This is a genomic window from Pseudomonas sp. P106(2024) (assembly GCF_057480815.1).
The window spans coordinates 619,271-636,184 of sequence record NZ_JBLIYU010000001.1 but is presented as its reverse complement, the minus strand read 5'-3'; the positions used below and the strand labels follow the sequence as shown (position 1 = coordinate 636,184).

General features: G+C 60.8%; 17 protein-coding genes. All 17 read right to left on the bottom strand.

The features are described 5' to 3' along the window. Nucleotides 1-111 precede the first annotated feature (111 nt). Nucleotides 112-582: a hypothetical protein gene (locus AC25M7_RS02915; protein WP_028690014.1), complete on the bottom strand. Its 471-nt coding sequence runs from the start codon at nucleotides 580-582 to the stop codon at nucleotides 112-114. Nucleotides 583-748: 166 nt separating this feature from the next. Then, the gene (gene glmS, locus AC25M7_RS02910) at nucleotides 749-2,584 is read right to left on the bottom strand and encodes a glutamine--fructose-6-phosphate transaminase (isomerizing) (protein ID WP_028690015.1); all 1,836 of its coding nucleotides are present in this window, start codon (nucleotides 2,582-2,584) and stop codon (nucleotides 749-751) included. A gap of 12 nt (nucleotides 2,585-2,596) precedes the next feature. Next, entirely contained in the window at nucleotides 2,597-3,364 is a 768-nt protein-coding gene (locus AC25M7_RS02905; protein ID WP_028690016.1) for a DeoR/GlpR family DNA-binding transcription regulator, read from the bottom strand. 287 nt (nucleotides 3,365-3,651) lie between these two features. Then, nucleotides 3,652-5,019, bottom strand: coding sequence for a bifunctional UDP-N-acetylglucosamine diphosphorylase/glucosamine-1-phosphate N-acetyltransferase GlmU (gene glmU / locus AC25M7_RS02900; protein ID WP_197865893.1), 1,368 nt, complete (start codon nucleotides 5,017-5,019; stop codon nucleotides 3,652-3,654). 121 nt (nucleotides 5,020-5,140) lie between these two features. Then, nucleotides 5,141-5,560 (bottom strand): F0F1 ATP synthase subunit epsilon, encoded by a 420-nt coding sequence (locus AC25M7_RS02895; RefSeq protein ID WP_028690018.1) that lies wholly within the window; start codon nucleotides 5,558-5,560, stop codon nucleotides 5,141-5,143. 44 nt (nucleotides 5,561-5,604) lie between these two features. Continuing rightward, the gene (gene atpD, locus AC25M7_RS02890; protein WP_028690019.1) at nucleotides 5,605-6,981 is read right to left on the bottom strand and encodes a F0F1 ATP synthase subunit beta; all 1,377 of its coding nucleotides are present in this window, start codon (nucleotides 6,979-6,981) and stop codon (nucleotides 5,605-5,607) included. A 27-nt stretch (nucleotides 6,982-7,008) separates the two neighbouring features. After that, the gene (atpG, locus tag AC25M7_RS02885) at nucleotides 7,009-7,869 is read right to left on the bottom strand and encodes a F0F1 ATP synthase subunit gamma (protein WP_028690020.1); all 861 of its coding nucleotides are present in this window, start codon (nucleotides 7,867-7,869) and stop codon (nucleotides 7,009-7,011) included. Nucleotides 7,870-7,917: 48 nt separating this feature from the next. After that, nucleotides 7,918-9,462: a F0F1 ATP synthase subunit alpha gene (gene atpA, locus AC25M7_RS02880; protein WP_028690021.1), complete on the bottom strand. Its 1,545-nt coding sequence runs from the start codon at nucleotides 9,460-9,462 to the stop codon at nucleotides 7,918-7,920. A 21-nt stretch (nucleotides 9,463-9,483) separates the two neighbouring features. Further along, the gene (locus AC25M7_RS02875) at nucleotides 9,484-10,020 is read right to left on the bottom strand and encodes a F0F1 ATP synthase subunit delta (protein ID WP_023628561.1); all 537 of its coding nucleotides are present in this window, start codon (nucleotides 10,018-10,020) and stop codon (nucleotides 9,484-9,486) included. 12 nt (nucleotides 10,021-10,032) lie between these two features. Next, the gene (locus AC25M7_RS02870) at nucleotides 10,033-10,503 is read right to left on the bottom strand and encodes a F0F1 ATP synthase subunit B (protein WP_023383136.1); all 471 of its coding nucleotides are present in this window, start codon (nucleotides 10,501-10,503) and stop codon (nucleotides 10,033-10,035) included. 57 nt (nucleotides 10,504-10,560) lie between these two features. Next, nucleotides 10,561-10,818: a F0F1 ATP synthase subunit C gene (gene atpE, locus AC25M7_RS02865; RefSeq protein ID WP_003097235.1), complete on the bottom strand. Its 258-nt coding sequence runs from the start codon at nucleotides 10,816-10,818 to the stop codon at nucleotides 10,561-10,563. Nucleotides 10,819-10,962: 144 nt separating this feature from the next. Beyond that, entirely contained in the window at nucleotides 10,963-11,832 is an 870-nt protein-coding gene (gene atpB, locus AC25M7_RS02860; RefSeq protein WP_028690022.1) for a F0F1 ATP synthase subunit A, read from the bottom strand. Nucleotides 11,833-11,848: 16 nt separating this feature from the next. After that, a complete protein-coding gene (locus AC25M7_RS02855; protein ID WP_008092225.1) occupies nucleotides 11,849-12,256 on the bottom strand; it encodes a F0F1 ATP synthase subunit I in 408 nt (135 codons plus the stop codon). Nucleotides 12,257-12,405: 149 nt separating this feature from the next. Continuing rightward, entirely contained in the window at nucleotides 12,406-13,278 is an 873-nt protein-coding gene (locus AC25M7_RS02850) for a ParB/RepB/Spo0J family partition protein (protein ID WP_028690023.1), read from the bottom strand. 9 nt (nucleotides 13,279-13,287) lie between these two features. Then, a complete protein-coding gene (locus tag AC25M7_RS02845; protein ID WP_028690024.1) occupies nucleotides 13,288-14,079 on the bottom strand; it encodes a ParA family protein in 792 nt (263 codons plus the stop codon). A gap of 18 nt (nucleotides 14,080-14,097) precedes the next feature. Then, entirely contained in the window at nucleotides 14,098-14,748 is a 651-nt protein-coding gene (rsmG, locus tag AC25M7_RS02840) for a 16S rRNA (guanine(527)-N(7))-methyltransferase RsmG (protein ID WP_062360051.1), read from the bottom strand. Continuing rightward, nucleotides 14,745-16,637, bottom strand: coding sequence for a tRNA uridine-5-carboxymethylaminomethyl(34) synthesis enzyme MnmG (gene mnmG, locus AC25M7_RS02835; protein WP_062360049.1), 1,893 nt, complete (start codon nucleotides 16,635-16,637; stop codon nucleotides 14,745-14,747). The genes rsmG and mnmG overlap by 4 nt, the downstream gene beginning before the upstream one ends. Nucleotides 16,638-16,914: the final 277 nt, after the last annotated feature.

The following is a 16,914-nucleotide window of genomic DNA, read 5'->3' as shown; positions in this document are numbered from 1 at the left end:
TCGGGCGACGTTAGGGCAAACAACGAGGGAAAACATTGATCCATGCCAGAGGCAGGATTAGGAAACGTCCTACAACGACGAACGTGCAACAGTGTTCACAAACGAGAAGGCTCAGGTTGGACAGATGAGCTTGTCAGGATTGATATCGACACTGAACAAGAAAGCGTTGTCATAGCCCGTATAGAAATGTTCCTGGCGGAACTTGAACCTGCGCATGGCCTCGAGAAACTCTGGCTCCTTGCAGGCCAGGCGCTCCAACCCCGCGCGCACGCGCGCCTCCATCTTCGACTTGCGCTCCCACGGCAGGCTGCTGGAGGCCATGTCGACCTGATAGCGGTAGGCGATCGTGTCGCCGGAGATGATATCGATCCTTTCCAGCCGGGTCAGTGCGTCGACCTGCCTGGGTAGGGTGCTGTTCAGATGAAGCACGTTCTCGACCCACTGGGCTCGCTGCGCAACCCGCTGCTCCTCGGCTTTGAGCGCGTAAAAACGCCCAGCCAGCATGAGCACGAGGGTTGCGCCAATGGACAGGTAGAAGTTGCGCAGGCTGCGCGGCTTTTTCGGTGCCAGTTTCATCAACATCAGGTTTTCTCTTCCTGTAAACGAAAACGCCCCTGGCAGACCAGAGGCGATCGTGAAGCTAAACGAAGAAGGGAGCCAGTTACGACTCCCTTCGTCAGCGACAGTTTTTATTGCCGTGCGACAGTCTTAATTCTCAGAAACCACCCTTGCCTCGACAGCAGTGGCGTTATTCCACCGTCACCGACTTGGCCAGGTTACGCGGCTGGTCGACGTCGGTGCCCTTGAGCACGGCGACGTAGTACGACAGCAGTTGCAGCGGAATGGTGTAGAGGATCGGCGCCAGCGCATCGTTGATGTGCGGCACGTTGATCACATGGGTGCCCTCGCCGTTGCTCATGCCGGCCTGCTCGTCGGCGAACACCACCAGTTCACCGCCACGGGCGCGGACTTCCTGCAGGTTCGACTTGAGCTTCTCCAGCAGTTCGTTGTTCGGCGCCACGGTCACCACCGGCATGTCGTTGTCCACCAGCGCCAGCGGGCCATGCTTGAGCTCGCCGGCCGGGTAGGCTTCGGCGTGGATGTAGGAGATCTCCTTGAGCTTGAGCGCACCTTCCATCGCCACCGGGTACTGGGCGCCGCGGCCAAGGAACAGGGTGTGGTGCTTGTCGGCGAACAGCTCGGCGATCTTCTCGACCACGCCATCCATCGCCAGCGCCTCGCTCAGGCGGGCCGGCAGGCGGCGCAGCTCGTCCACCAGCTCGGCTTCGACACCGGCTTCGAGGGTGCCGCGCACATGGCCGAGGGCCAGGGTCAGCAGCATCAGCGACACCAGCTGGGTAGTGAAGGCCTTGGTCGAGGCGACGCCGATCTCCGGCCCGGCCAGGGTCAGCAGGGTCAGGTCGGATTCGCGCACCAGCGAGCTGATGCCCTTGTTGCAGATCGCCAGGCTGCCGAGGAAGCCCAGCTCCTTGGCATTGCGCAGGGCCGCCAGGGTGTCGGCGGTCTCGCCGGACTGCGAGATGGAGACGAACAGGGTGTCCGGCTGCACCACCACCTTGCGGTAGCGGAACTCGCTGGCCACTTCCACTTGGCAAGGGATACCGGCCAGGCTTTCCAGCCAGTAGCGGGCGACCATGCCGGCGTGGTAGCTGGTGCCACAGGCAACGATCTGCACGTTGCGCACCTTGGCGAACAGCTCGGCGGCCTGTGGGCCGAAGGCCTGGACCATCACGTGGTCCTTGCCCAGGCGCCCTTCCAGGGTGCGCTGCACCACGGTGGGCTGCTCGTGGATTTCCTTGAGCATGAAGTGGCGGTAGTTGCCCTTCTCGGCGGCTTCGGCGCCTTCGTGGTACTGCACCGTCTCACGCTGGACCGGATGACCGGCCTGATCCCAGATCTGCACCTGGTCACGGCGGATCTCGGCGATATCGCCTTCTTCCAGGTACATGAAGCGGTCGGTGACCTGGCGCAGGGCCAATTGGTCGGAGGCCAGGAAGTTTTCACCGAGGCCAAGGCCGATCACCAGCGGGCTGCCGCTGCGGGCGGCGACCAAGCGGTCCGGCTGGCTGGCGCTGATCACCGCCAGGCCATAAGCCCCGTGCAGGCGTTTGACCGCGGCCTTGAGCGCGTCGGTCAGGTCGGGAATGTCCTTGAGCAGGTGGTGGATCAGGTGGACGATGACTTCGGTGTCGGTCTGCGAGACAAAGGCATAGCCCAGGCCCCTGAGCTCTTCACGCAGCTCTTCGTGGTTCTCGATGATGCCGTTGTGCACCACCGCCACGTCGTGCCCGGAGAAATGCGGGTGGGCATTGTTTTCGGTCGGCGCGCCATGGGTTGCCCAGCGAGTGTGGGCGATGCCCAGCTGGCCGGCCAGCGGGTCGGCGGTCACGGCGCCTTCGAGTTCGCTGACCTTGCCGATGCGACGGCGACGCTCCAGCGCGCCTTGCTGGTTCAGCACGGCCAGGCCGGCGCTGTCATAACCACGGTATTCCAGGCGCTTGAGGCCTTCGATGAGGATGGCAGTGATATTGCGCTCGGCAACGGCACCAACGATTCCACACATAAGATGTTGCTCCTAGCTGATAGCGGCGCAGATAAGGGTGATGCCGCGGGCTTGAATCCGGTCGCGTGCCTCGGCGGGCAGGCGATCATCAGTAATCAGGGTATTGACGCTGCCCCAGGGCAGCTCGAGGTTGGGGATCTTGCGACCGACCTTGTCCGACTCGACCATGACGATCACCTCGCGCGCCACCTCGGCCATGACCCGGCTCAAGCCCAACAGCTCGTTGAAGGTGGTGGTGCCACGCTCCAGGTCGATGCCGTCGGCACCGATGAACAGCTGATCGAAGTCGTATGAGCGTAGTACTTGCTCGGCCACCTGGCCCTGGAAGGACTCCGAATGTGGGTCCCAGGTACCACCGGTCATCAGCAATACAGGCTCATGCTCCTGCTCGCTGATGGCGCGGGCCACGTTGAGCGAGTTGGTCATCACCACCAGACCCGGCTGGCGCCCGAGCTGGGGGATCATCGCCGCCGTGGTGCTGCCGCTATCGATGATGATGCGCGCATGCTCGCGGATGCGTCCGACCGCCGCCCGGGCGATGGCCTGCTTGTACAAGGACACCGGCTGGACTGTGTCGCCCAGCAGTTCCTGGGGCATGGTCACAGCGCCACCGTACCGGCGCAGCAGCAAGCCGTTGGCCTCCAGAGCGGCGAGGTCCTTACGGATGGTGACTTCGGAAGTTTCGAAACGCTTGGCCAGGGCGTCGACGCTCACCTCGCCCTGCTCGTTGAGCAGGGCCAGGATATTGTGGCGGCGCTGGGGAGTGTTTCGTTTCGACATGTCAGTTTAAGTTTCGATTCGAAAGATAGTGTTGCAATCAAAACCTAAGATGAGCGATTCGTCAAGTTTCTCTCTGCACTGACACGGCCCTTGTAGGAGCGGCCTTGTGTCGCGAAAGGGCTGCAAAGCAGCCCCAGGATCTTAGCGCCAAGGCAGAAATAGCTGGGGCCGCTTTGCGGCCCTTTCGCGACACAAGGCCGCTCCTACAGGGGACCTCTATACGACACCCAATAAAAAGCCGGCTTATTCACATAAGCCGGCTTTTTATTGAAAGTGCTGTGGATAACTCAGCTCTTCTTGAGCTTCTCCGGCCGCTTCCAGCCTTCGATGTTGCGCTGGCGCGCACGGGCAACGCCCAACTGCCCGGCTTCGACTGTCTGGGTGATGGTCGAGCCCGCGGCGGTAGTGGCTCCCGCCTGGATTTCCACAGGTGCCACCAGCGAGTTGTTGGAACCGATGAACACATCCTCGCCCATCACGGTGCGGAACTTGTTCGCGCCGTCGTAGTTGCAGGTGATGGTGCCGGCACCGATGTTAGTGCGGGCACCGATCTCGGCATCGCCCAGGTAGGTCAGGTGACCGGCCTTGGCGCCCTCGCCCAGGTGCGCGTTCTTCAGCTCGACAAAGTTACCCACATGGGCGCGGGCTTCCAGCACGCTGCCCGGACGCAGACGGGCGAACGGACCAGCATCGCTGCCCTCGCCCAGCACCGCGCCTTCAAGGTGGCTGTTGGCCTTGACCACCACGCCCTTGCGCAGGGTGCTGTCCTTGATCACGCAGTTGGGGCCGATCTGCACGTCATCCTCGATCACCACCTTGCCTTCGAGAATGACGTTAATGTCGATCAGCACATCGCGGCCCACCGTCACCTCACCACGCACATCGAAGCGCGCCGGATCACGCAGCGTGACGCCCTGGGCCATCAAACGGCGGCCTTCACGCAGTTGATAGTGCCGCTCAAGCTCCGCCAATTGACGGCGGTCGTTGGCGCCCTGCACTTCCATCGGATCTTGGGGCTGCTCGGTGGCGACCACCAGGCCATCGGCCACGGCCATGGCGATCACGTCGGTAAGGTAGTACTCGCCCTGAGCGTTGTTATTGGACAACCGTCCCATCCAGTCGGCCAGCCGTGCGGCAGGCATGGCGAGGATGCCGGTGTTGCCTTCCTTGATCGCCTTCTGCGCTTCGCTGGCATCCTTGTGCTCGACGATCGCGGTCACGTTGCCCGCTGCGTCACGCACGATGCGCCCGTAACCGGTCGGATCCTGCAAGGTCACGGTGAGCAGCCCCAGCTGCTGCTCGCTGGCCTTGGCCAGCAGGCGCTGCAGGGTTTCCACCTCGATCAACGGCACATCCCCGTAGAGCACCAGCACGGTTTCGGCGGTGATCGCCGGCAACGCCTGGGCCACGGCATGGCCGGTACCCAGTTGCTTGTCCTGCATGACGAAGTTCAGATCGTCGGCGGCCAGGCGCTCACGGACCAGCTCGGCGCCATGGCCGATAACCACGTGAATACCTTTGGGCTGCAACTGGCGTGCGCTGTGGATAACGTGGCCGAGCATGGAGTTGCCGGCGACCGGGTGCAGGACCTTCGGCAGTGCAGAGCGCATGCGGGTGCCTTGGCCTGCGGCGAGAATGACGATATCGAGGGACATTGACTGGCTACCAATCCTGGGTGGTCAGGGACGTGACCGAAGGGAATTTCAGAAAAAGAAAAAGGGTAGCCGAGGCTACCCTTTAACTCAATCGCAACAGCGGTAAGCGGCCAAGGCCGGTTTACTTGCCTTTGCGCAATTGCTGGACAGTACGCAGCTGAGCTGCAGCCTCGGCCAGACGTGCGGCAGCAGCGCCGTAGTCGAAGTCCGAGCCTTTAGTGTTCAGCGCGTTCTCGGCAGCCTTGAGGGCTTCCTGAGCCTGAGCTTCGTCCAGGTCGGCAGCGCGCTGCACGGTGTCGGCAAGAACCTTGACCATGTTCGGCTGCACTTCGAGGAAGCCACCGGAGATGTAGTACACCTCTTGAGTGCCACCCTGCTTGGTCAGCGTGATCGGACCAGGCTTGAGATTGGTGATCAGCGGCGCGTGGCCTGGAGCGATACCCAGATCGCCCAGGTTGCCGTGCGCTACTACCATCTCGACCAGGCCGGAGAAGATCTCTCCTTCCGCGCTGACGATATCGCAATGGACTGTCATAGCCATCTGCTTGCCTCAACCTGATTAGCGCCCCTTGCGGGGCGCCGGGATTACAGTTTCTTGGCTTTCTCGATCGCTTCGTCGATGCTGCCGACCATGTAGAACGCTTGTTCTGGCAGGTGGTCGTAGTCACCTTTGAGGATGCCGCTGAAGCCAGCGATGGTGTCCTTGAGCGAAACGTACTTGCCTGGCGAGCCGGTGAAGACTTCGGCCACGAAGAACGGCTGCGACAGGAAGCGCTGGATCTTACGAGCGCGGGCAACCAGTTGCTTGTCGGCTTCGGACAGTTCGTCCATACCCAGGATCGCGATGATGTCCTTCAGCTCTTTGTAGCGCTGCAGAACATACTGAACGCCACGAGCGGTCTCGTAGTGCTCGGTGCCGATCACGTTCGGGTCCAGCTGGCGCGAAGTCGAGTCCAGTGGGTCGACCGCTGGGTAGATACCCAGGGAAGCGATGTCACGGGACAGAACGACGGTGGCGTCCAAGTGGGCGAAGGTGGTGGCTGGCGACGGGTCGGTCAGGTCGTCCGCAGGTACGTATACGGCCTGTACGGAGGTGATCGAACCTTCTTTGGTCGAAGTGATACGCTCTTGCAGAACGCCCATCTCTTCGGCCAGGGTCGGCTGGTAACCTACTGCCGAAGGCATACGGCCCAGCAGTGCGGATACTTCGGTACCGGCCAGGGTGTAACGATAGATGTTGTCGACGAACAGCAGAACGTCGTTACCTTCGTCACGGAACTTCTCGGCCATGGTCAGGCCGGTCAGCGCTACGCGCAGACGGTTTCCTGGTGGCTCGTTCATCTGACCGTAGACCAGCGCTACCTTGTCGAGAACGTTGGAGTCCTTCATCTCGTGGTAGAAGTCGTTACCCTCACGAGTACGCTCACCCACACCAGCGAACACGGAGTAACCGCTGTGTTCCATGGCGATGTTACGGATCAGTTCCATCATGTTCACGGTCTTGCCGACGCCGGCACCACCGAACAGACCAACCTTACCACCCTTGGCGAACGGGCAGACCAGGTCGATAACCTTGATACCGGTTTCCAGCAGGTCGTTGCCGCCCGCCTGGTCGGAGAACGAAGGCGCTGGCTGGTGAATACCGCGACGCTCTTCTTCGCCGATTGGGCCGGCTTCGTCGATCGGGTTGCCCAGGACGTCCATGATACGGCCCAGGGTTGCCTTGCCGACAGGTACCGAGATGGCTGCCTTGGTGTCGACGACATCCAGACCGCGCTTCAGACCTTCGGTCGAGCCCATCGCAATGGTACGAACCACGCCGTCGCCCAGCTGCTGCTGAACTTCCAGGGTGGTTTCCGCGCCTTGTACTTTCAGCGCGTTGTAAACACTCGGCACGGCATCACGTGGGAATTCCACGTCGATGACGGCGCCGATGATTTGAACGATACGTCCGCTACTCATAGCTGGATCCTCTGAATTTTTGAACCGTTAAACCGCGGCAGCGCCGCCGACGATTTCCGAGATCTCCTGGGTGATCGCAGCCTGACGCGCCTTGTTGTAGATCAACTGAAGCTCTTTGATCAAATCACCGGCGTTGTCTGTGGCGTTCTTCATGGCGATCATCCGGGCCGCTTGTTCAGCAGCGTTGTTCTCGACCACTGCCTGGTAGACCTGCGACTCCACGTAACGCACCATCAAGCCGTCCAGCAGCTCTTTTGCGTCGGGTTCGTACAGGTAGTCCCAGTGGTGCTTGAGTTCCTGATCCGGGGTTGCCACCAACGGTACCAATTGCTCGACCGTCGGTTTTTGGGTCATGGTGTTGATGAACTTGTTCGAAACCACCGAGAGGCGATCGATGCGGCCGTCCAGGTAGGCGTCCAGCATCACCTTGACGGAGCCGATCAGATCATTGATCGATGGCTCTTCGCCCAGGTGGCTGATCGCGGCTACGACGTTGCCGCCAAAGATGCGGAAGAAAGTCGCACCCTTGCTGCCGATCACGCACAGGTCGATTTCAACGCCCTGTTCGCGGTTTTCGTTCATGTCCTTGACCAGGGCCTTGAACAGGTTGGTGTTCAAGCCACCGCACAGACCACGGTCACTGCTCACCACGATATAACCGGCGCGCTTTACAGGGCGCTCGATCATGAACGGGTGGCGATATTCCGGGTTGGCGTTGGCCAGATGACCGATCACCTGGCGGATACGCTCCGCGTAAGGACGGCTAGCAGCCATGCGCATTTGTGCCTTGCGCATTTTGCTGACCGCCACTTTCTCCATGGCGCTGGTAATTTTTTGCGTGCTTTTGATGCTCGCAATCTTACTGCGAATCTCTTTTGCGCCTGCCATGTATCACCTATCAGGTTAGCAAGCGGGGGCCGGAGCCCCCGCTGCGGCTTACCAGGTCTGGGTGGCCTTGAACTTCTCGATACCGGCTTTCATGCCAGCGTCGATTTCGTCGTTGAAGTCACCCTTCACGTTGATCTTCGCCATCAGTTCGGCGTGATCACGGTTGAAGTAGGCGATCAGAGCTTGCTCGAAGCTACCGACCTTGGCGACTTCTACGTCGGTCAGGAAACCACGCTCAGCGGCGTACAGCGACAGGGCCATGTCGGCGATCGACATTGGCGCGTACTGCTTCTGCTTCATCAGCTCGGTAACGCGCTGACCATGCTCCAGCTGCTTGCGGGTAGCCTCGTCCAGGTCCGAAGCGAACTGGGCGAAGGCCGCCAGTTCACGGTACTGGGCCAGGGCGGTACGGATACCACCGGACAGCTTCTTGATGATCTTGGTCTGGGCGGCACCACCAACACGGGATACCGACACACCGGCGTTAACGGCAGGACGGATGCCTGCGTTGAACATGGCCGATTCCAGGAAGATCTGACCGTCGGTGATCGAGATCACGTTGGTCGGAACGAACGCGGAAACGTCGCCAGCCTGGGTTTCGATGATCGGCAGGGCGGTCAGCGAGCCAGTCTTGCCGGTTACGGCACCGTTGGTGAACTTCTCGACGTACTCTTCGGAAACGCGCGATGCACGCTCCAGCAGACGGGAGTGGAGATAGAACACGTCGCCTGGGTACGCTTCACGTCCTGGTGGACGGCGCAGCAGCAGGGAGATCTGACGGTAGGCAACGGCCTGCTTGGACAGGTCATCGTAGACGATCAGCGCGTCTTCACCGCGGTCACGGAAGAACTCGCCCATGGTGCAGCCGGCGTACGGAGCCAGGAACTGCAGTGCGGCGGATTCCGAGGCGCTGGCAACGACCACGATGGTGTTGGCCAGGGCGCCAGCTTCTTCCAGCTTGCGAACGATGTTGGCAACGGTGGAACGCTTCTGGCCGACTGCAACATAAACACAGAAAATACCGGAGTCTTTCTGGTTGATGATGGCGTCGATGGCCATGGCGGTCTTGCCGATCTGACGGTCACCGATGATCAGCTCGCGCTGGCCACGGCCGACAGGGATCATGGCGTCGACGGACTTGTAGCCAGTCTGTACAGGCTGGTCTACCGACTTACGCCAGATCACGCCTGGAGCTACTTTCTCGACCGCGTCGGTCTGGGTGTTGCCCAGAGGACCTTTGCCGTCGATCGGGTTACCCAGTGCGTCGACGACGCGACCCAGCAGTTCCTTACCAACCGGAACTTCCAGGATGCGGCCGGTGCACTTGGCGCTCATGCCTTCGGCGAGGGTGTCATAGGCACCCAGGACCACTGCACCTACGGAGTCTTGCTCCAGGTTCAGGGCCATGCCGAATACGCTGCCCGGGAACTCGATCATTTCGCCGTACATGACGTCGGCCAGACCGTGGATCCGCACGATGCCGTCGGAAACCGAAACGACGGTACCTTCGTTACGGGCTTGGGAGCCAACATCGAGGTTGTCGATGCGGCCCTTGATGATTTCACTAATTTCGGAAGGATTGAGTTGCTGCATTGCTCTGCTGCCCCTTCAAACTCAAGATTTCAAGGCTTCGGCCAGTTTCGCGATCTTGCCGCGAACCGAACCGTCGATTACCAGGTCGCCAGCGCGGATGACGACGCCGCCGATCAGGCTGGCATCCTCCGACGCGTGCAGGCGCACTTCCTGGCCTAACCGTGCACTGAGAACCTTGGCGAGTTTGTCTTGCTGTTCTTGGTTCAACGCAAAAGCACTGGTGACTTCCACGTCCACGGATTTCTCTTGCTCGGCCTTGTACAGGTCGAACAGAGTCGAAATCTCCGGCAGAAGCAGGAGACGTTCGTTTTCCGCGGCAACATGAATGAAATTCTGTGCCTTGGCGTCAAACTTGTCACCGCACACTTCAATGAATGCGGCGGCCTTTTCTGCGCTAGTCAGTTGCGGGGCCTTGAGCAGGCGCTGCATGGTGTCGTCTTGCGACACCGCAGCAGCCAGGCCGAGCATGGCTGACCAATTGGCCAGTTGCTGATGGGCCTGGGCATGCTCGAAGGCAGCCTTAGCGTAAGGTCGGGCCAACGTGGTCAGTTCTGCCATGATCGCCCTCGCTTAAATTTCAGCGGCCAGTTTGTTAACCAGCTCCGCATGCGCGTTTTGATCGATTGTGGCGCCAAGGATCTTTTCAGCACCGCCAACGGCCAGGGCACCCACTTGGGCACGCAGGGCGTCTTTGACGCTGTTCAGTTCCTGTTCGATCTCGGCTTGAGCCTGAGCCTTCACACGGTCAGCTTCGACGCGAGCCTGTTCACGGGCTTCCTCGACAAGCTGAGCAGCGCGTTTCTTGCTTTGCTCAATGATTTCGGCTGCCTGTGCCTTCGCTTCACGCAGTTGCTGACCCGCTTTCTCTTGGGCCAGCTCCAGGTCGCGAGCTGCGCGGTTGGCAGCGTCCAAGCCGTCGGCAATCTTCTTTTGGCGCTCTTGCAGGGCAGTGATGACCGGAGGCCATACGTACTTCATGCAGAAGAGTACAAAAATCAGAAAAGCAACGGATTGGCCAATCAGGGTTGCATTAATGTTCACGCCAACACCTCGCTCGGTCTTTGTCCATCACACCAATCAACTCGTAGGAACGAGTGATTAGCCGGCGATCTGACCAACGAAGGGGTTCGCGAAGGTGAAGAACAGAGCGATACCAACACCGATCATGGTTACGGCGTCGAGCAGACCGGCAACGATGAACATTTTGACCTGCAGCATCGGAACCATTTCTGGCTGGCGAGCAGCGCCTTCCAGGAACTTGCCGCCCAGCAGGCCGAAACCAATGGCGGTACCCAGAGCACCCAGGCCGATCAGCAGAGCAACAGCGATAGCGGTCAGACCAACTACAGTTTCCATCTTTCCTCCCGACTTTTACGTCGTATTGGTTAGGTTTTTAGTTTGAAGCGGTAAAACAAATCGTTTGGTACAGCATGCCCTTGCGGACTTTTTAAGCCCTCCCCCCAAACGGGCGGGGAAGGCTATCAGACACGCCAGGCGGTCTTAATGGTTATCTTCGTGAGCCATCGACAGGTAAACGATGGTCAGCATCATGAAGATGAAAGCTTGCAGGGTGATGATCAGGATGTGGAACACGGCCCACGCCCACTGCAGCACCACACCCAGGCCGCTGAGCCAGAGGATGCCGGCGCCGAACATCACCGCGATCAGGATGAACACCAGTTCGCCGGCGTACATGTTGCCGAACAGACGCAGGGCCAGCGAGATCGGCTTGGCGATCAGGGTGACGAATTCAAGCAGGAAGTTCACCGGGATCAGCAGGATCTGCACGAAGATATTCTTGCTGCCGAACGGGTGCAGGGTGAGCTCGCCGAGGAAGCCGCCCAGGCCCTTGACCTTGATGCTGTAGAAGATGATCAGGGCGAACACGCAGAAGGCCATGGCCAGGGTCGCGTTCGGGTCGGTGGTCGAAACCGCGCGGAACGGAATGTGCGGATCACCGGAGATCAGGATGGCCAGCTGAGGAATCCAGTCGACCGGTACCAGGTCGATGGCGTTCATCAGGAAGACCCAGACGAAAATGGTCAGCGCCAGCGGAGCAATCACCGGGCTACGGCCGTGGAAGGAATCCTTCACGCTGCCGTTGACGAAGTCCACCAGCACTTCCACGAAGTTCTGCAGACCGCTCGGCTGGCCGGAAGTCGCCTTCTTGGCCGCCATGCGGAAGATGAACAGGAAGATCAGACCCAGCGCAACGGACCAGCCGAGGGTGTCCACGTGGAACGCCCAGAAGCCCATTGCCTTGGCTTCTGCAGCCGAATGGGCGAAGCCCCAGCTGCCGTCTGGTAGTTGACCGTAGGTCAGGTTCTGCAAGTGGTGCTGGATATAGCCCGAAGCGGTTTCTGCTGCCATGGTTGCCTCAAACGCCCTAAGGTCTCGAAAGTCTTTTATTCATCAGCAGGGGCGCGAACCAGCTGACCAAAAGGGTCAGCACGAAGACGCCGAATACTGCCAACGGCGCCAATGGCTTCACTCCTGCGAAGGTCAGTGCAAACAGCACTGCCGTCAAAATCATCTTGCCTGCCTCGCCCGCGTAGAACGACTTGACGATGGCCTGCGCCGCCCGGGCTCCGCTGAAGCGAAAAGCCTTCCAGGCGAAATACACATTGGGCAGCCAGGCAATCAATCCTCCGCAGAGGCCTGAATATCCACTGACCGCCCCTTTCCACTGCCACAACACCAAGGTTGCCAGCAGCAGGACGACAAATTGAGCCAGCAGTACCGGAAAAACCGCCCAGCGATGGAAAGGCAGGCGGTTTGGCGTGCGTATTTCCATCACAACTGCTCCTCGAAAGTCGACCGCCTAGTCAGCAATGACTTGGCATAATTTGTGCCGACAAAATGCGCGCAGAGTATAGGGGTGGATTAACCCCTATTCAACTCTTCGGTAGTGATTTCCGACTGCGCGCTACAACAGGAATTGTTTCAGCGGATGTGAGCAAGCACGCCTTGCAACTCGTCAAGGGAGTTGTAGCGAATAACCAACTGGCCTTTGCCCTTGTTGCCGTGGCGAATTTGTACCGCCGAGCCCAGGCGCTCTGCCAGACGCTGTTCAAGACGGGCGATATCCGGATCAGGTTTGCTGGCCTCGACCGGCTCAGGTTTGCCATTGAGCCACTGGCGCACCAGTGCCTCGGTCTGGCGCACGGTGAGCCCGCGTGCGACAACATGACGCGCCCCTTCTTCCTGACGATCCTCCTCGAGGCCGAGCAAGGCGCGGGCGTGGCCCATCTCCAGGTCGCCGTGGGCGAGCATGGTCTTGATGGCCTCGGGCAGCGAGATCAGGCGCAGCAGGTTGGCCACGGTCACCCGCGACTTGCCGACGGCATCGGCCACCTGCTGCTGGGTCAGCTCGAACTCCTGCTGCAGGCGCTGCAGGGCCAGGGCTTCCTCCAGCGGGTTGAGGTCCTCGCGCTGGATGTTCTCGATCAGCGCCATGGCGATGGCGGCTTCGTCGGGCACTTCGCGGACCATGGCCGGCACGGTGTCCAGGCCGGCCTGCTGGGTGGCGCGCCAGCGGCGCTCACCGGCGATGATCTCGTAGCGGTTGTCGCCGATCGGGCGCACCACGATCGGTTGCATGACGCCGTGGGTGCGGATCGAGTGCGCCAGTTCCTCCAGCGCCTCGGGATCCATGTCGCGGCGCGGCTGGTACTTGCCGCGCTGGATCAGCTCGACCGGCAGCTGTTGCAGTTCATTCTGGTCGATCTTCACTGCCTGCGCTTCGAGCGCGCTGACGGAAGGACCACTGAGCAGTGCATCCAACCCACGTCCGAGACCGCGTTTCTTGATGGCCATGCGGATTCCTTAAGTTGTTTGTGCAGTGCGTGATGGACGGCGTTGACGGCGGACCAGTTCCCCGGCCAGCGCCAGATAGGCGAGCGCGCCGCGGGATTGCTTGTCGTAGGCCAGGGCCGGCATGCCGAAGCTCGGCGCCTCGGCCAGGCGGATGTTGCGTGGAATCACCGTGTCGTACAGCTGATCGCCGAAGTGTTCCTTGAGCTGCGCCGAAACATCGTTGTTCAGGCTCAGGCGCGGGTCGTACATGGTCCGCAACAGGCCTTCGATCTTCAGCTCCGGGTTCAGCCGGGCGGCGATGCGCTTGATGTTATCCACAAGGTCGCTGAGCCCTTCCAGCGCGTAGTACTCGCACTGCATGGGGATGATCACGCCATCGGAGGCGACCAGGGCGTTGAGCGTCAGCATCGACAGCGACGGCGGGCAGTCGATGAGGATGTAGTCGTAGTTCTCGCGGATCGGCGCCAGCGCGTTGCGCAGGCGGCTCTCCTTCATCTGCATCTCGAGCAGCACGACTTCCGCGGCGGTGAGGTCGCGGTTGGCCGGCAGCAACTGGAAGTTGCCGTGCTCGGAATAGTGCATGGCCTGGGCCAGGTCGCATTCCCCGATCAGCAGGTCGTACACCGAGTGCTCGAGCTCGTGTTTATCCACACCGCTGCCCATGGTGGCGTTGCCCTGTGGATCGAGGTCGATCAGCAGCACGCGACGCTTGGTCGCGGCCAGCGATGCGGCGAGATTGATGCAGGTGGTGGTCTTGCCCACGCCACCCTTCTGGTTCGCGATTGCGAATACCTTAGCCATTGTTGCGTGTGTTCCCAGTCATGCCTTGCGGCGCAGTATCAGCAGATGGCGCTGGCCCTGGCAACCTGGAACGGTCAGGGCCTGCTCGCTTTCCACTGTGAAGTCTGCGGGCAATGCTACCAGTTCGTCGGCAGGATGCAGCCCCTTCATTGCAAGCCATTGCGTGCGGGCGTCACCCAGGTGGCGGGTCCAGTTGGTGAAATTCTCCATGCTGCTGAAGGCCCGGGAAATGATCCCGCAGAACGGCTGCTCGGGCTGGACCTCTTCCACCCGGCTGTGGATAACCGTGAGGTTGTCCAGTTTCAGTTCCATCTTCACCTGGGTCAGGAAGCGGGTCTTCTTGCCGTTGCTGTCCAGCACCGTTACCTGCTTATGCGGATGCAGGATGGCCAGCGGAATGCCCGGCATGCCGCCGCCGCTGCCGACATCCAGCCAGCGCTGGGTGTCATTGTGGATAAACGGCATGACGCTCAGGCTGTCGAGCAGATGGCGCGAGACCATCTCGTCCGGGTCGCGCACGGCGGTCAGGTTGTAGGCCTTGTTCCATTTGATCAACAGGGCCAGGTAGCCCAGCAGCGACTCGTGCTGCTGCGCGCTCAGCTCGACACCGAGCTGGCGCGCACCTGTGGACAACTCTTCGGCGTGTTGCGGGGTGACCAGGGAACTCAAGCGCTTTGCTCCAATTCGCGGCCTGCGCCGCGTTTTTTCAAGTGAATCAGCAACAGGGAAATCGCCGCCGGGGTGACGCCTGGAATGCGCGACGCCTGGCCCAGGGTCTGCGGGCGGGTCTGCCCGAGCTTGCCCTGGATCTCCTTGGACAGGCCGGAAATCGTGGTGTAGTCGATATCCACAGGCAGGCGCGTGTCTTCGCTGGCGCGCAGACGGGCGATCTCTTCCTGTTGGCGGTCGATGTAGCCGGCGTACTTGGTCTTGATCTCGACCTGTTCGGCGACCTGTGGATCGATCACTTCACCGCCGGTCGCCTCGATCAAGCCAGCGTAGTCGACTTCCGGACGGGCGAGCAGGTTGAGCAGGCTGTATTCGTGGGCCAGCGGCGTGCCGAACTTATCCACAATGGCCTGGCCCTGCGGCGTGCCCGGGCGGACCCAGGTGCTCTTCAGGCGTTGTTCCTCGCGCTCGATGCCTTCGCGCTTGGCGCAGAACGCGGCCCAGCGCTGGTCGTCGACCAGGCCCAGCTCGCGGCCTTTCTCGGTCAGGCGCAGGTCTGCGTTGTCTTCGCGCAGGATCAGCCGGTATTCGGCGCGCGAGGTGAACATGCGGTACGGCTCCTGGGTCCCCAGGGTGATCAGGTCGTCGACCAGCACACCGATGTAGGCTTCGTCGCGGCGCGGGCACCAGCTTTCACGGCCCTGGGCACGCAGCGCGGCGTTGGTCCCGGCCAGCAGGCCCTGGGCGCCGGCCTCTTCGTAACCGGTGGTGCCATTGATCTGGCCGGCGAAGAACAGGCCGCCGATGACCTTGGTCTCGAGGCTGTACTTCAAGTCGCGCGGGTCGAAGTAGTCGTACTCGATGGCATAGCCCGGGCGGACGATGTGGGCGTTTTCCATGCCGCGGATCGAGCGAACGATGTCCAGTTGCACGTCGAACGGCAGCGAGGTGGAAATACCGTTGGGATACAGCTCGTGGGTGGTCAGGCCTTCCGGCTCGATGAACACCTGGTGGCTTTCCTTGTCGGCGAAGCGATGGATCTTGTCCTCGATCGACGGGCAGTAGCGCGGGCCGATGCCTTCGATCACGCCGGAGTACATCGGCGAACGGTCGAGGTTCGAGGCGATGATCTCGTGGGTACGGGCATTGGTGTGGGTAATCCAGCAACTGACCTGGCGCGGATGCATGTCGGCATTGCCCATGAACGACATTACCGGGATCGGCGTGTCGCCCGGCTGCTCGGTCATCACCGAGAAGTCCACCGAACGGCCATCGATGCGCGGCGGTGTGCCGGTCTTCAGGCGACCGACGCGAAGCGGCAGTTCACGCATGCGCTGGGCCAGGGCGTTGGCGGGCGGATCACCGGCGCGGCCACCGGAGTAGTTCTGCAGACCGATGTGGATAAGTCCGCCGAGGAAGGTGCCGCTGGTCAGGACCACGGAGTCAGCGAAAAAGCGCAGACCCATTTGCGTGACCACGCCCTTGACCTGGTCCTGCTCGACGATCAGGTCATCGCACGACTGCTGGAATATCCACAGGTTCGGCTGGTTTTCCAGGATTTCGCGCACCACCGCCTTGTAGATGGCGCGGTCGGCCTGCGCACGGGTGGCGCGCACGGCCGGCCCCTTGCGGTTGTTCAGGATGCGGAACTGGATGCCGCTCTTGTCGGTGGCCAACGCCATGGCGCCGCCGAGCGCATCGATTTCCTTGACCAGGTGGCTCTTGCCGATGCCGCCGATGGCCGGGTTGCAACTCATGTGACCGAGGGTTTCCACGTTGTGGGTCAGCAGCAGGGTTTTCACACCCATGCGTGCGGACGCAAGCGCAGCCTCGGTACCGGCATGGCCGCCGCCGATGACGATCACTTCAAAACGGGAAGGGAAATCCACCACGCACCTCGTGCCTGTTTTTGCGAATAGAGAAGGTAAGCGGACAAGTATAGGGACTTACCGCCCTTCAAAGAAACCTTCTGAGCAAAAAATGAGCAGGCTGTGGATGAGTGGCAGGTAAAAGAAAACAAAAAGGAAAAATTTAAAAAAGCTTTGTTTTTATGTTTATGTTTAGGCACCTATCCACATGTGGATAAGTTACCTAAGCCCTTTCACTGCGTGGCTTTGCCGGAATCATAACCCTGTGGTGTAGTAGGCTTGGGGGTTCTGGATAACG